The 13,344-nt window shown below is 71.2% G+C and carries 13 protein-coding genes; 6 read left to right on the forward strand and 7 right to left on the reverse strand.

Features of this window, described 5'->3' with window-relative positions:
- Nucleotides 1-80: 80 nt before the first annotated feature.
- Both ABXJ52_RS08855 and ABXJ52_RS08860 read right to left on the reverse strand, forming a co-directional pair.
- Nucleotides 81-929 (reverse strand): hypothetical protein, encoded by an 849-nt coding sequence (locus ABXJ52_RS08855; RefSeq protein WP_367040688.1) that lies wholly within the window; start codon nucleotides 927-929, stop codon nucleotides 81-83.
- A 5-nt stretch (nucleotides 930-934) separates the two neighbouring features.
- A complete protein-coding gene (locus ABXJ52_RS08860) occupies nucleotides 935-1,588 on the reverse strand; it encodes a papain-like cysteine protease family protein (RefSeq protein WP_367040690.1) in 654 nt (217 codons plus the stop codon).
- Between the two features lie 226 nt (nucleotides 1,589-1,814).
- Here ABXJ52_RS08860 and ABXJ52_RS08865 point away from each other — a divergent pair, with 226 nt between their 5' ends.
- Nucleotides 1,815-2,762, forward strand: a complete 948-nt coding sequence (locus ABXJ52_RS08865; RefSeq protein ID WP_367040692.1) for a hypothetical protein — start codon at nucleotides 1,815-1,817, stop codon at nucleotides 2,760-2,762.
- Nucleotides 2,763-2,805: 43 nt separating this feature from the next.
- On the opposite strand, the gene ABXJ52_RS08870 is transcribed toward ABXJ52_RS08865, so the two are convergent.
- Nucleotides 2,806-3,231 carry a Rieske (2Fe-2S) protein gene (locus tag ABXJ52_RS08870; protein ID WP_367040694.1) on the reverse strand — a complete coding sequence of 142 codons (426 nt, stop codon included), beginning with the start codon at nucleotides 3,229-3,231 and terminating at the stop codon, nucleotides 2,806-2,808.
- A 205-nt stretch (nucleotides 3,232-3,436) separates the two neighbouring features.
- Here ABXJ52_RS08870 and ABXJ52_RS08875 point away from each other — a divergent pair, with 205 nt between their 5' ends.
- Entirely contained in the window at nucleotides 3,437-4,348 is a 912-nt protein-coding gene (locus ABXJ52_RS08875; protein WP_367040696.1) for a carbohydrate kinase, read from the forward strand.
- 42 nt (nucleotides 4,349-4,390) lie between these two features.
- On the opposite strand, the gene ABXJ52_RS08880 is transcribed toward ABXJ52_RS08875, so the two are convergent.
- Nucleotides 4,391-5,248, reverse strand: a complete 858-nt coding sequence (locus tag ABXJ52_RS08880) for a helix-turn-helix transcriptional regulator (protein ID WP_367040698.1) — start codon at nucleotides 5,246-5,248, stop codon at nucleotides 4,391-4,393.
- A 102-nt stretch (nucleotides 5,249-5,350) separates the two neighbouring features.
- Here ABXJ52_RS08880 and ABXJ52_RS08885 point away from each other — a divergent pair, with 102 nt between their 5' ends.
- On the forward strand, nucleotides 5,351-5,929 hold the full coding sequence (locus ABXJ52_RS08885) for a YceI family protein (protein WP_367040700.1): 579 nt from the start codon (nucleotides 5,351-5,353) through the stop codon (nucleotides 5,927-5,929).
- A 9-nt stretch (nucleotides 5,930-5,938) separates the two neighbouring features.
- On the opposite strand, the gene ABXJ52_RS08890 is transcribed toward ABXJ52_RS08885, so the two are convergent.
- Together ABXJ52_RS08890 and uvrA are read right to left on the reverse strand one after the other, a co-directional pair.
- Complete coding sequence (locus tag ABXJ52_RS08890) at nucleotides 5,939-6,703, reverse strand: crotonase/enoyl-CoA hydratase family protein (protein WP_367040702.1); 765 nt, start codon at nucleotides 6,701-6,703, stop codon at nucleotides 5,939-5,941.
- Between the two features lie 131 nt (nucleotides 6,704-6,834).
- Entirely contained in the window at nucleotides 6,835-9,876 is a 3,042-nt protein-coding gene (gene uvrA, locus ABXJ52_RS08895) for an excinuclease ABC subunit UvrA (protein WP_367040704.1), read from the reverse strand.
- 223 nt (nucleotides 9,877-10,099) lie between these two features.
- On the opposite strand from uvrA, the gene ABXJ52_RS08900 reads away from it, so the two are divergent.
- Together ABXJ52_RS08900 and ABXJ52_RS08905 are read left to right on the forward strand one after the other, a co-directional pair.
- A complete protein-coding gene (locus ABXJ52_RS08900; RefSeq protein ID WP_367040705.1) occupies nucleotides 10,100-10,783 on the forward strand; it encodes a maleylpyruvate isomerase family mycothiol-dependent enzyme in 684 nt (227 codons plus the stop codon).
- A 10-nt stretch (nucleotides 10,784-10,793) separates the two neighbouring features.
- Nucleotides 10,794-11,450: an MBL fold metallo-hydrolase gene (locus ABXJ52_RS08905; RefSeq protein WP_367040706.1), complete on the forward strand. Its 657-nt coding sequence runs from the start codon at nucleotides 10,794-10,796 to the stop codon at nucleotides 11,448-11,450.
- 31 nt (nucleotides 11,451-11,481) lie between these two features.
- On the opposite strand, the gene aroQ is transcribed toward ABXJ52_RS08905, so the two are convergent.
- Nucleotides 11,482-11,943 carry a type II 3-dehydroquinate dehydratase gene (aroQ, locus tag ABXJ52_RS08910; protein ID WP_367040707.1) on the reverse strand — a complete coding sequence of 154 codons (462 nt, stop codon included), beginning with the start codon at nucleotides 11,941-11,943 and terminating at the stop codon, nucleotides 11,482-11,484.
- Between the two features lie 79 nt (nucleotides 11,944-12,022).
- On the opposite strand from aroQ, the gene ABXJ52_RS08915 reads away from it, so the two are divergent.
- Nucleotides 12,023-13,333 (forward strand): MFS transporter, encoded by a 1,311-nt coding sequence (locus ABXJ52_RS08915; RefSeq protein WP_367040709.1) that lies wholly within the window; start codon nucleotides 12,023-12,025, stop codon nucleotides 13,331-13,333.
- Nucleotides 13,334-13,344: the final 11 nt, after the last annotated feature.

Here is a 13,344-nt window from a genome sequence, read left to right on the forward strand (position 1 = left end):
AGGGGGTGCCGCTTGGACCCACCCGCCCGCCCTGAAGGGCGGGTGGGTGGGGAAGCTCCCGGCCGGAGGCCGGGGGCAGGTCAGCCGTGCTGGCGGGTGCGGCGGCGCAGGACGGCCACCCCGGTGAGGCCGAGGGCGGCCAGGGCTCCCGCTCCGGCCACCGAGGAGGCCACCGTGACGGGTCCCTCAGCCGAAGCCGCGACCCGAGCGGCGGGAGCCGGAGCCGGAGCCGAAGCCGCCGGGGGCCCAGGGGTCCGCTCCTTCGGGGCGAAGCCCCCCGCCTCGCCGGACTTCGCGTACGAAGACCCCGGCAGCTTGTCGGCGTACGCAGCGTGCACGCGCTTCTGATAGGCGGCGACCGGGACCCCGCCCGCGCCCACGGCACGCACCGCGTCCGCGTCGAGCGGCAGCACCCGCCCCCGCCCCGCCACGTACCAGGCATTGATCTGCGGCTCGTGGAAAACGGTGCCCCCGGGGAGCTTGTCGGCGCCCACGCGCGCGTAGTGCGTCTCGTCGTCCCCGGTGGCGATGTTCACCACCTGCCAGGACCCGCCCTGCCGCACGGTCCACAGGGAGGCCTCCTGTCCGTCCGACGAGACCGCCTTGCTGGCGAGGAACTCCACGCGGGCGATCGGCGCACCCTTCTCGCCGGCGACGAACTCCGGGGAGAGATAGCGCACGGGAACGGCATCGGAGCCCTGCACGCGCGGGTCCGCCGCGGCCTTGCTGACCGCCCCCTCGCGGGCGAAGAAGCGGGAGAGCGTGTCGAGGGTCCTGGGGGCTGCCGCGGCATCGTGAGCCGCCTCACGTGCGGCGTCCGAAGGCCCGGAGTCCGCGCCGGCGGACGGCGCCGCGAGGCCGAGGAGCAGGGTGGCCGCCGAGCCGGCGAGCACGGCCCTCAGCACAGGACGGGGAAAGTGACGGTTCATCGCGCTCACGCCCCGATCCGGTACAGCGAGTGGGTCCAGGAGAAGGTGTTGTTGTTGACGTACCAACTGTGCGAGGCCCAGTTGTAGCGACCGCTGGAGGGCCACGGGTCACCCCAGTAGACCCAGCTGCTCGCGTCGTCGTACCCGTAGAGGACGTGCATGTGGCCGCCGCCGTTGGACCACTGGATGCGCGTCTCGACCGGGCGGCCCGCGTTGATCTCGGCCTGCACGGTCGGATAGCGCAGCCAGCCGTTGACGTACGAACCGGCGTTGACGCCGGCCCAGTCCAGACCGTTCTGCACATCGCCGAGCGTGGCCTGCGAGTTGGGGCACTCGGTGTTCTGGTTGCGACCGAAGGAGGCGTTGCAGAACTGGTTCTGGCTGTACCTCTTGCCGTAGAAGGTGGCGATCGTGTTCCCGGCCGCGGCCCAGCACCAGTTGGTCTTCTCCTGCGCCTGCATCGTGATGTTCAGCCGCTTGGCGGCGAGAGCGGACGGGTCGTCGGAGGCGACCGCGGCAGTGGCCGGGGCGGCCGTGGCAGCAGCCGGGGCAGCCGTGGCGGTGGCGGTGGCCGCCGGCGCGGCGACCAGGGCCGCCGCCACGAGGGCGAGCGCGGACAACCGTCTGCGTCCGCCGTACCTGCTGGTTCTATGGCGCATCGCGTTCCTCCCGAGGGGGGTGGGGTGGTGGAGGAGCGCGTCCGGACGCTGCGATTGAGCATCGAGTGTTGTCGGGTGCAGGTCAACAAGGTTCAATGCGAGATTACTTGGGCCGTGAACGGCGGCGTACGGATGTGAACACCCCTCGTACGCCCACCTGGTGGCCCACCCCGACCGGCGCGTACGCCCGGACGGCCGATGTGAACGTTCACGGAAGGGTCTTGCGATGCGGCACGGCACACAGCTCGCGGACGGCGCGCCTGCGGACCTGGAGGCCGCCCTGCGCACCGGCCCCTTTCACGTGGCGCTGCGGGCCGCGATCGCCGCACGCCGCCTGCCCCTGCAACGCGTACGGCATCATCTCGCGCGGCAAGGCGTCAACGTCGGTGTGACGAGCCTGAGTTACTGGCAGCAGGGCGCGCGGCGCCCCCAGCGCACCGAATCGCTCCGGGCCGTGCGCGCTCTGGAGGAGATCCTCGAACTCCCCGAGGAGTCACTGATCCGGCTGCTCGCCAAGCCCTCCGGCCACCCGGACTGCGAACGCCCCGCCGCCCGCACCTACCGCTCCCTCCTCGATGCGTCCGACGTCGTCCAGCAGCTGATCACCGAGCTCGGGTCGCCGCTCGACGGCGGTCTGCACACCATCGGCCACCACGAGCGGGTGCGCATCGGCGGGCGCCGCGAGCTGCTCGGCCGCGACTCGCAGCACGCCGTGCGCGCCCACCGGGACGCCGTGGACCGCTACCTCGCGATCTACCACGGCGACCCCGGCTGCGTACCGGAACGCGTCGGCGTGCACGCCCTGGAGAACTGCCGCACGGGACGTGTGCGGTGGCACCGGGAGACGGGGGTGCTCGTCGCCGAGCTGCTCTTCGACGCGCGGCTGCGCGCGGGCGACACGCATCTGTTCCGCTACGGCTTCGAGGACGGCACGGCGGGGGCGGCCACCGAGTACTTCCGCGGCTTCACCTTCGCGGGCGGGCAGTACGCGCTCCAGGTGCGCTTCGACGAGGCGGCGCTGCCCGTACGCTGCCACCGCTTCACCCAGCATTCGGCAGCCGCGCCGCGCGGCGGGCGCCAGGAGCTGACGCTGAGCGGCAGCCATCGGTCGGTGCACCTCGTGGAGCCGCAGGTGCGGGCGGGGATCCTGGGGATCGCGTGGGACTGGGAGTGACGCGTCCGGAAGTGGGACGTGCGGTGAAGGGTCGCGTCGGTGCTCAGCCCGCGACGATCTTCCCGTCCTCCACCTTCACCGGCAACTCCTCCAGCGGCCTGGTGGCGGGGGCGTGCAGCACCTTGCCGTTCGTGGCGTCGAACTGGCTGCCGTGGCAGGGGCAGATGAGCTTGTGCCCCTCCAGTTTGTTGATGGGGCATTTCTCGTGCGTGCAGATCGTGCTGAACGCCTTGTACTCGTCGTCCGAGATGCGGCTCACGACGACGTTCTCACCGGTGTAGAGCTTCGACGCGCCGACCTTCACGTCGTCGGACTTGCCGAGGTCCACGGGCGCGGTCGGCGTCGACCGGGTGGAGCTCCCGCCGTCGCCGCCACCGGAGGAGCAGGCCGTGATCCCCAGGCCGGCGGCCGGGGCGAGGGCAGCGGCGCGCAGCACGGTACGGCGGGCGGGGGGCGGCGTGCCGGGCATGGAATCTCCACAGGTCAGTCGCTTCAGTGACGGATCAGACCATACCGGTGGGGTGCCGCTTGCCCGCGTTGGGCGCGGCCGTGCCCGAGTGCCGCCCGTACCGGGCCGGGGCCGCCGGGAAGCCCTAGCCTGTGGCCAGAGCCGGGAGCACGACCGCTGAGTCATGGCCGCGGAACCGCGACCGCTGAGCCGAGAGGAACCGCCCGTGATAGTCGTCGCAGGAGAGGCCCTGATCGACCTCGTACCGCAGGGCCCCGCCGACGCCGGGCTGCCCGCGCTCGCCCCACGGCTCGGCGGCGGTCCGTACAACACCGCGGTGGCCCTCGGCCGGCTCGGCTCTCCCGCGGCCTTCTGGTCCCGTGTCTCGACGGACGCGTTCGGTGACGCGCTGGTCGCCGGACTGCGCGCCGCGGATGTCGACGTCTCGTACGTCCAGCGGGGCGCCGAGCCGACGACGCTCGCGGTCGCCTCGATCGGCGCGGACGGCTCCGCCGGTTACTCCTTCTACGTCGATGGCACGGCGGACCGGCTCTTCACGGCCCCGGAGCGGCTGCCCGACGACGTACGGGCGATGTCGTTCGGTACGTGCTCGCTCGTCCTGGAACCGGGCGCGAGCGCGTACGAGTCGCTGATGCGTCGGGCGGCGGCACAGGGTGTCTGCACGGTGCTCGATCCCAACATCCGGGCGGGCCTGATTCCGGACGCCGACGCCTACCGGGCCCGGTTCAGGAGCTGGCTGCCGTCGGTCTCGTTGCTCAAGCTCTCGGAGGACGACGCGAGTTGGCTCGGTGGCACGCCGCGCGAGTGGCTCGCGTCCGGCCCCGGAGCGGTGGTGATCACGCGCGGCGGCGAGGGCCTCACCGTCTTCACTCGGAACGGCGACGAGTGGTCGGTGCCGGGCGAGCGGGTCGACGTGGTGGACACCATCGGCGCGGGCGACACGGTCAACGCGGCGCTGCTGCACGCACTTTCCGCACGGGACGCGTTGTCCGCCAAGTCCCTGGCCACCCTCGGCGCGGACAGCTGGAGCGACGTCCTGCGCTTCGCGGCACGCGCGGCAGCCGTGACCGTCTCCCGCCCGGGCGCGGAGCCTCCGTACGCGAAGGAGCTGGGGTGAGCCTCAACTGCCCCGCACCAACCGCTAGTTGAGCACCGGCTTTCAGCCCGTCACCGCACGCAAACCCCCCGGCTTGCGGCCGTTGAGGCGGTCGAGTGCCGCCGTCGTCGCTTCGTCGGACGGGAGGCGGACGATCAGGCGCTGGCCGTCGGCGTCGGGCAGCGTCAGCGTCTCGTACGACAGCCGTAGCGCTCCGACCTCCGGGTGTGTCATGCGTTCGACCCCGGTGGACCGGGGCAGCCGCGGCACCGCCGCCATCCGGTCGGCGAACGGCGCACCGGCTATGACCGTCAACTCGTCGGCGAATCCCTCGGCATGGGAGTCGTTGAGCAGGGACCCGGTCCGGAGCGAGGCGACCTGCTCGTCGGCGACCCGGTCCCACTCGGGGTAGGCGGCGCGGGCCCGCTCGTCGGTGAACAGGAACCGGATGAGGTTGGGCCGCTCGTCGTCGAGGAGGCCGATGGGCCCGACGATCCGCTCGTAGCCCGAGGTGTACGCGAGGACGTCGCCGAGCCGGTTCAACAGGACGGCCGGTGTGGGTTCAAGGCGGTCGATGAGCGCCCGCACGGTGGGGCGCACCGACCGGGAGGGCGCGGCGCCGGCCGTCGGGCAGCAGGGGTCGCCGCTCGTCTCCTTCTCCAGGCGGCGCAGGTGGAGGCGTTCCTCGACGGAGAGCCGCAGGGCGTCCGCGAGCGCGCCCATCACCTGCGGGGACGGGTGACGGTCGCGGCCCTGTTCGAGGCGGGCGAGGTACTCGACGCTGACGCCGGCGAGCGTGGCGACCTCGGAGCGGCGCAGGCCCGGCGTGCGGCGCCGGGGGCCGGTGGGCAGCCCTACTTCGGCGGGCGTGACCGCTTCGCGGCAGGTGCGCAGGAAGGTGCCGAGCTCGTTGTCGCTCACCGGCCGAACGTACCAGCCGGCACCGGGCCGGATCGTGGCCCTGTCACTACCAGTCTCGGCTCGGCCTTCCTCGGGTGCCGTCGGCCTCGCATCGTGGACGGCATGACTTCCGACACGAGTACCGCCCCCGCCACGACCGCGCTTCCCCTCCCCGCCGGGAGCTGGGAGATCGACCCGCTCCACTCCGCCGTCAACTTCACCATCCGCCACCTCGGGATCTCGAAGGTGCGGGGCCGGTTCACGGAGGTGACGGCCGGACTTGTCGTGGGTGAGAGCGCCGAGACCTCATCGGTGACGGCGACCATCGCCCTGGCGTCCGTCGACACCGGCAACAAGGACCGCGACGCCCACGTCCGCGCGCCGGACCTCCTCGACGTGGAGCGCCGCCCCACGATGACGTTCCGCTCGACGCGGGTGCTCGGCAAGGAGGACGACTGGACCCTGGAGGGCGAACTGACCATCGGTGACGTCACGCGGCCCGTCACCCTCGCCGTCGAGTTCGGCGGGCTCCAGGCGTTCCCCGGGGACGCCCGACGCCATGCGGGGTTCGAGGCGACCGGGGAGATCAAGCGCAGTGACTACGGTCTCGACTTCGGCGCCGGACTGCTCGGCGACGTGGTGAAGATCCAGCTGGACATGCAGTTCCTGGAGCCCGCCGAGTCCGCCGCACCCCAGGAGTGAGCCGGGGTCTCAGGATTCCGTGAACGCGCCGTGCCGCCCCTCCCCCGCGGCGAACCTGGCCGCGCCGTCCGCCGCCTCGGCGAGGGACCGCAGGCCGTGGCGGAGTTCGCCCGCCATCGCGTCCTCCTCGGTCAGACCGCTCTGCTCCCGTACGGAGAGCCGGTCGTTGCGCAGGCAGGTCTGCGGGAACGCGGCGATCTCCGCGGCGAGACGCTCGGCCGCGGCGCGGGAGGTGCCCGGCGGTACGGTCCGGTTGACCAGGCCCATCGCGAGCGCCTCCGCCGCGGGGACGGGGCGGCCGGTGAGCACCAGGTCCATGGCCCGGCTCTCGCCGATGAGCCGGGGCAGCCGCACCGTCCCGCCGTCGATGAGCGGGACGCCCCAGCGGCGGCAGAAGACTCCCAGGACGGCGTCCTCGTCGGCGACCCGCAAGTCACACCAGAGGGCGAGCTCCAGGCCTCCGGCGACCGCGTGTCCGGAGATCGCGGCGATGACGGGCTTGGCCAGACGCATGCGGGTCGGTCCCATGGGCCCGTCGCCCTTCTCGGTCACCTCGTTCCCGGCCGGGGTTCCGATGGCCTTGAGGTCGGCTCCGGCACAGAAGGTGCCGCCCTCGCCCCAGAGCACGGCGACGGACGCGTCAGGGTCCGCGTCGAAGGCACGGAACGCGTCGGCGAGGGCCAGTGCCGTGGGCCCGTCGACGGCGTTGCGCACATCGGGCCGTGACAGCACGATCGTGGTGACGGGACCTTGGCGTTCGCTGCGTACGGGCATGCCGCCAAGACGAACACGCGAACGGGCCGCCGGACAAGGGAACTTGTCCGGCGGCCCGTTGCCGTCGCCCCGAAGGGGCGCGGGGAACTGCGCGCTCAGCCACAGCGGACCCGCGGATCCGCCCGGCTGCATCAGGCCTTACGAGCCCTGGTGGCCTTCTTGGCCGGGGCCTTCTTGGCCGTCGCTGTCTTCGCGGCGGCCTTCTTGACCGGAGCCTTGGAAGCCGCCTTCTTCGCGGTAGCCGTCTTGGCCGTGGCCTTGGCCGCCGTCGACTTCTTCGCCGCCGAGGAGACCGCCCGCTTACGCCCCTGCGAGGCCCCGTCAGTGATCCGGTCCGTCGCGAGGATGTCCCGCAGGAACTTGCCCGTGTGGCTCGTCGTGATTCCGGCGACCTCCTCGGGCGTGCCCTCGGCGACGACAAGACCGCCGCCGTTGCCACCCTCGGGGCCCATGTCGACGACCCAGTCCGCGGTCTTGATGACATCGAGGTTGTGCTCGATGACGATGACCGTGTTGCCCTTGTCGACGAGGCCGGACAGGACCGAGATCAGCTTGCTGATGTCCTCGAAGTGCAGACCAGTGGTCGGCTCGTCCAGGACGTAGACGGTCCGGCCCGTCGAGCGCTTCTGTAGCTCGGATGCCAGCTTCACGCGCTGGGCCTCACCGCCGGAGAGCGTCGGCGCGGACTGGCCGAGCCTGACGTACCCGAGGCCCACGTCGTTGAGCGTGCGCAGGTGGCGGGAGATGGCCGGCACCGCCTCGAAGAAGTCGAGCGCTTCCTCGATCGGCATGTCCAGGACCTCGGCGATGGACTTGCCCTTGTAGTGGACGTCCAGCGTCTCGCGGTTGTAGCGCGCCCCGTGGCAGACCTCGCAGGGGACGTACACATCCGGCAGGAAGTTCATCTCGATCTTGATCGTGCCGTCGCCGGAGCAGTTCTCGCAGCGACCGCCCTTGACGTTGAAGGAGAAGCGGCCGGGGAGATAGCCCCGGACCTTCGCCTCCATCGTCTCCGCGAACAGCCGGCGGACGTGGTCGAAGACTCCGGTGTACGTCGCCGGGTTCGACCGGGGCGTGCGGCCGATGGGCGACTGGTCGACGTGCACGACCTTGTCGACGAGGTCGTCACCCTCCACGCGCGTGTGCCGTCCGGGGACGGACCGGGCGCCGTTCAGCTCGCGCGCCAGGTGCGTGTAGAGGATGTCGTTGACCAGCGTCGACTTGCCGGAGCCCGAGACACCCGTGACGGCGGTGAGGACGCCGAGCGGGAAGGAGACGTCGATGTCCTGGAGGTTGTTCTCCCGGGCGCCGTGCACCGTCAGCTGACGGGTGGGGTCCGCCGGGCGGCGGATGTCCGGCACCGGGATGGACCGCTTGCCCGACAGATACTGGCCGGTGATCGACTTGGAGTTGGTCAGCAGCTCCTTCATGGAGCCGCTGTGCACGACCTTGCCGCCGTGCTCGCCCGCGCCGGGGCCGATGTCCACGACCCAGTCGGCGACCTTGATGGTGTCCTCGTCGTGCTCGACGACGATGAGCGTGTTGCCCATGTCGCGCAGGCGCACGAGGGTCTCGATCAGGCGGTGGTTGTCGCGCTGGTGCAGGCCGATGGAGGGCTCGTCCAGTACGTACAGGACTCCGACGAGGCCCGAGCCGATCTGCGTGGCCAGGCGGATGCGCTGGGCCTCGCCTCCGGAGAGGGTGCCCGCCGCGCGGTTCAGGGAGAGATAGTCCAGGCCGACGTCGACCAGGAAGCGCAGCCGTTCGTTGACCTCCTTCAGGACGCGCTCGGCGATCTTCTTGTCGCGGGCGCCAAGCCGCAGCTCGGCGAGGAAATCCGCGCAGTCGCTGATGGACATCGCCGAGACCTCGGCGATGGACTTCCCCATGACCGAGACGGCCAGGACGATCGGCTTGAGACGCGTGCCCTCACAGGTGGGGCACGGCACCTCGCGCATGTAGCCCTCGAAGCGCTCGCGGCTCGCATCGCTCTCGGCCTCGCTGTGCCGGCGCTTGACGAAGGGGACGGCGCCTTCGAACGCGGTGGTGTAGACCCGCTCGCGGCCGTACCGGTTGCGGTAGCGCACCTCGATCTGCGTCTTGTGGCCGTTCAGGAGGGCCTTCCTGGCGCGCTGCGGGAGGCCGGCCCAGGGCATGTCGGTGGAGAAGCCGAGGGCATCGGCGAGCGCGCCGACGAGCCGGCCGAAGTACTCCTTGGTGTGGCCGTGCGACCAGGGGTGGATGGCGCCCTCGTCGAGCGACTTGTCCTCGTCCGGGACGATCAGCTCGGGGTCGACCTCCATGCGCGTGCCGATGCCGGTGCAGTCCGGGCAGGCGCCGAAGGGCGAGTTGAAGGAGAAGGAGCGCGGCTCGAGCTCCTCGAAGGACAGGTCGTCGTACGCGCAGTACAGGTGCTCCGAGTACATGCGCTCGCGCTCGGGGTCGTCCTCGGGGAGGTCGACGAAGTCGAGTACGACCATGCCTCCGGCGAGACCGAGCGCGGTCTCCACGGAGTCGGTCAGGCGGCGCTTGGCGGAGTCCTTCACCGTGAGACGGTCGATGACCACCTCGATGGTGTGCTTCTCCTGCTTCTTCAGCGTGGGCGGCTCGGAGAGCTGGATCGTCTCGCCGTCGACCCGCGCGCGGCTGTAGCCCTTGGTCTGGAGGTCGGCGAAGAGGTCGACGAACTCACCCTTGCGCTCGCGCACCAGCGGCGAGAGGACCTGGAAGCGGCTGCCCTCGGGCAGCTCCAGGACCTTGTCGACGATGGCCTGCGGCGACTGCCGGGCGATGGGGCGCCCGCACTCGGGACAGTGCGGCTTGCCGATGCGCGCGAAGAGCAGGCGAAGGTAGTCGTAGACCTCGGTGATCGTGCCGACCGTGGAGCGCGGGTTGCGCGAGGTCGACTTCTGGTCGATGGAGACCGCGGGCGAGAGGCCCTCGATGAAGTCGACGTCCGGCTTGTCCATCTGACCGAGGAACTGCCGGGCGTACGAGGACAGCGACTCCACGTACCGCCGCTGGCCCTCGGCGAAGATCGTGTCGAACGCGAGCGAGGACTTGCCCGACCCGGAGAGCCCGGTGAAGACGATGAGGGAGTCGCGCGGGAGGTCGAGCGAGACGTTCTTGAGATTGTGCTCGCGCGCGCCACGGACGATGAGACGGTCGGCCACGCCGGTCCGCACCTTTCTTGAGAGAAGTGACAGGGGCGGGACCCCCGTCATTCGCAGACTAGGGCGAGCCACTGACAACGCCGGGGCGGTTGCCCTGGTTGATAACAAACCCGGACCACCAAGAATGCCCGATGCCGCACTCGACCATATAGCACGTGCATTCGATTAGCGGTGCCGCTCCGAGACCTTCACCCGAACGGGTGGCGCGGCTATCGTCGGGCGCATGATTGATCATGTGCGCGACCTGGCGTCTGTACGTGACGCGACCGACCGGCTGCTCACCGCAGCCGCGAAACTGAACAACGATTCGACCGCCGAGCCGTCACGGCTGCCGGGCTGGACCCGCGGTCATGTCCTGGCTCACATCGCCCGCAACGCGGACGCGCTCGTCAATGTGCTGGCCGGGCAGCCCATGTACATCAGTGGTGACGCACGCGACAACGACATCGAGCGTGACGCGCCCCGGCCCCTGACCGAGCAGCTCACGGACGTACGCGAGTCCGCCGAGCGCTTCGAGGCCGCGGGCACGATCCCCTCCGACTGGTCCCGCACCGTCGAGCTGCGCAACGGCGTGACCGACTCCGCGTCCCGGGTGCCGTTCCGGCGGTGGGTCGAGGTCGAGCTGCACCACGTGGACCTGGGGATCGGGTACGAGCTCGAAGACCTCCCCGAGGAGTTCGTGCAACGGGAGATCGCGTTCCTGGCCGCCCGTTTCTCGGGGCACCCCGATGTGCCCCCGACGCGGGTGACGGACGGCACGCACGCGTGGAGCACCGGCCGGGACGGCGATCCCGAGGTCACGGTTTCCGGCCCCGCACCGGACGTGGTCGGCTGGCTCTCCGGCCGCCGGGACGGCTCCGCGCTGACCACCGAAGGCGGCCTCCTGCCCTCCCTGCCGCCGCTATAGGCTGAGGAACATGACGTACAGCGGAGCAGTGAAGGTCGGCGGCGGGGCGGACGTGCACGAGCTGCAGGACCTGATGATCTCCAAGGTCGCGGTCGGCCCGATGGACAACAACGCCTATCTGCTGCGCTGCCGGGCCACGGACGAGCAGCTCCTGATCGACGCGGCGAACGACGCTCCCACGCTGCTCACGCTGATCGGTGACGACGGCATCACGTCCGTCGTCACCACCCATCAGCACGGCGACCACTGGCAGGCCCTCGCCGCGGTCGTCGAGGCGACCGGCGCCCGTACCTACGCGGGCCGCGAGGACGTCGACGGCATCCCCGTACCCACGGACATCCCGCTCATCGACGGCGACACCGTGAACGTCGGGCACGTCTCTCTCACCGTGCGCCATCTGGTCGGCCACACGCCGGGCTCGATCGCCCTCGTGTACGACGACCCGCACGGCCACCCGCACGTCTTCACCGGCGACTGCCTCTTCCCCGGCGGCGTCGGCAACACGCACAAGGACCCGAAGGCCTTCGCGAGCCTGTTGCACGACGTCGAGACGAAGATCTTCGGCACGCTGCCCGACGAGACCTGGGTCTATCCCGGCCATGGGGGCGACACGTCGCTGGGCGCCGAGCGGCCGCATCTGGCCGAGTGGCGTCAGCGGGGCTGGTGAGCCGCCCACGCCGGCCTGACGCGGACGAGGCTCAGGCCGCGCCGACCAGCGCGGCCACCCGCTCCACCGCGAACGCGTACCCCTGCACACCGCACCCCGCGATGACGCCGTCGGCGCGCTGGGAGACGTACGAGTGGTGCCGGAACGCCTCGCGCTGATGGATGTTGGAGATGTGGACCTCCAACACCGGCATGCCGTCACAGGTGTTGAGCGCGTCCAGGATCGCGACCGAGGTGTGTGAGTAGGCCGCCGGGTTGATGACGATGCCCACGTGGTGCTCGCGCGCCTCGTGGATCCAGTCCACCAACTGACCCTCGTGGTTGCTCTGCCGCAGGTCCACGGTGCCGCCGTGCGCGGCCGCCGCCTTGGCGCACAGCGCCTCGACGTCGGCGAGGGTGTCGGAGCCGTAGATCTCGGGCTGGCGCTGACCGAGGAGGTTCAGGTTGGGGCCGTTCAAGATCATGATCGGGGCGTTGGCAAGAGTGCGCGTCATGCCGTCAGCGTACTGAGGGATCACTCCGCGCCTCCGCACGCCCCCGTGACCGGCCGTCACGGTGGGTAGTTGACGCGACATGCGTAAGATCCACTCCCCCGCCGAGGCCCCCACCAAGGCACCCTCCCTGCCCCGGCTCGCGGCCGCCTCGCTCGCCGGGACCGCCATCGAGTTCTACGACTTCTTCATCTACGGGACGGCCGCCGCCCTCGTGCTCGGGCCCCTCTTCTTTCCGACTTTCTCGCCGCTCGCGGGAACTCTCGCCGCCTTCGCGACATTCGGAGTGGGCTTCGTGGCGCGGCCCCTCGGGTCCGTCCTCTTCGGGCACATCGGTGACCGGCGCGGGCGGCGGCCCGTCCTCGTCGGCTCGCTGCTCCTGACGGGCCTCGCCACGGTCGCCGTCGGCTGCGTGCCCACGTACGAGTCGATCGGGGTCGCCGCTCCGGTGCTGCTCCTTGTGCTGCGGTTCCTCCAAGGGCTCGGGCTCGGCGGGGAGTGGGGCGGGGCCGTGCTCCTGACCGCCGAGCACGCACCCGCCGAGCGGCGCGGCCTGTGGTCGAGCTTTCCGCAGATGGGGCCACCGCTCGGGTTTCTGCTCGCCAACGGGATCATGCTGGTCCTCTCGGCGACCCTCACCGAGGCGCAGTTCGCCTCCTGGGGGTGGCGTGTGCCGTTCTGGGCGGCGGGTGTGCTCGCGGCGGCCGGGCTCGCGCTGCGCACGTCCCTCGCGGAGAGCCCGAGCTTCCTGGAACTGCGGGAGCACGCGCGCGTGCCGCTCGCCGAAGTGGTGCGCGACCACTGGCGGCTCGTCCTGCTCACGGCGGGCGCGCTCGCCGTCGGGTACGCCGTGTTCTACGCCGTGACGACGTGGTCCCTCGCCTACGCGGTGGAGCGGCTCGACGTGAGCCGTACGGTCATGCTCGCCTGCATCATGGCGGCGGTCGTGGTGAAGGGCGCGCTGACGCCCGTGGCCGCGATGCTCGGTGACCGGTACGGACGGCGGCCCCTGTGCCTGCTGGGGTGTGCGCTCTGCGCGCTCTGGATGTTCCCGATGATCGCGCTGCTCGCGACCGGCGAGCCGCTGCTGATGTTCCTCGGTTTCCTGGTGGCGATGATCGCGTTCATCACGATGTTCGCCGTGATCGCCGCGTATCTGCCCGAGCTGTACGAGCCGCGGGTGCGCTGCACGGGCGCCGCGGTGGGCTACAACCTCGGCGGGGTGCTCGGCGGCGCGCTCACCCCGATCGTGGCGACGGCGGTGGCGCACGGCGAGGGCACTCCGTGGGGCGTCGCGGCCTATCTGACGGCCGTGGCCCTGCTGAGCCTGGGCTGCTTCGCCCTGCTGCCCGAGACGCGGCCCGTGCCGGAACCCGCCCCCGTCACGGCGTGAAGCCGCCCCCG

Source organism: Streptomyces sp. Je 1-332 (assembly GCF_040730185.1).
Taxonomy (GTDB): domain Bacteria; phylum Actinomycetota; class Actinomycetes; order Streptomycetales; family Streptomycetaceae; genus Streptomyces.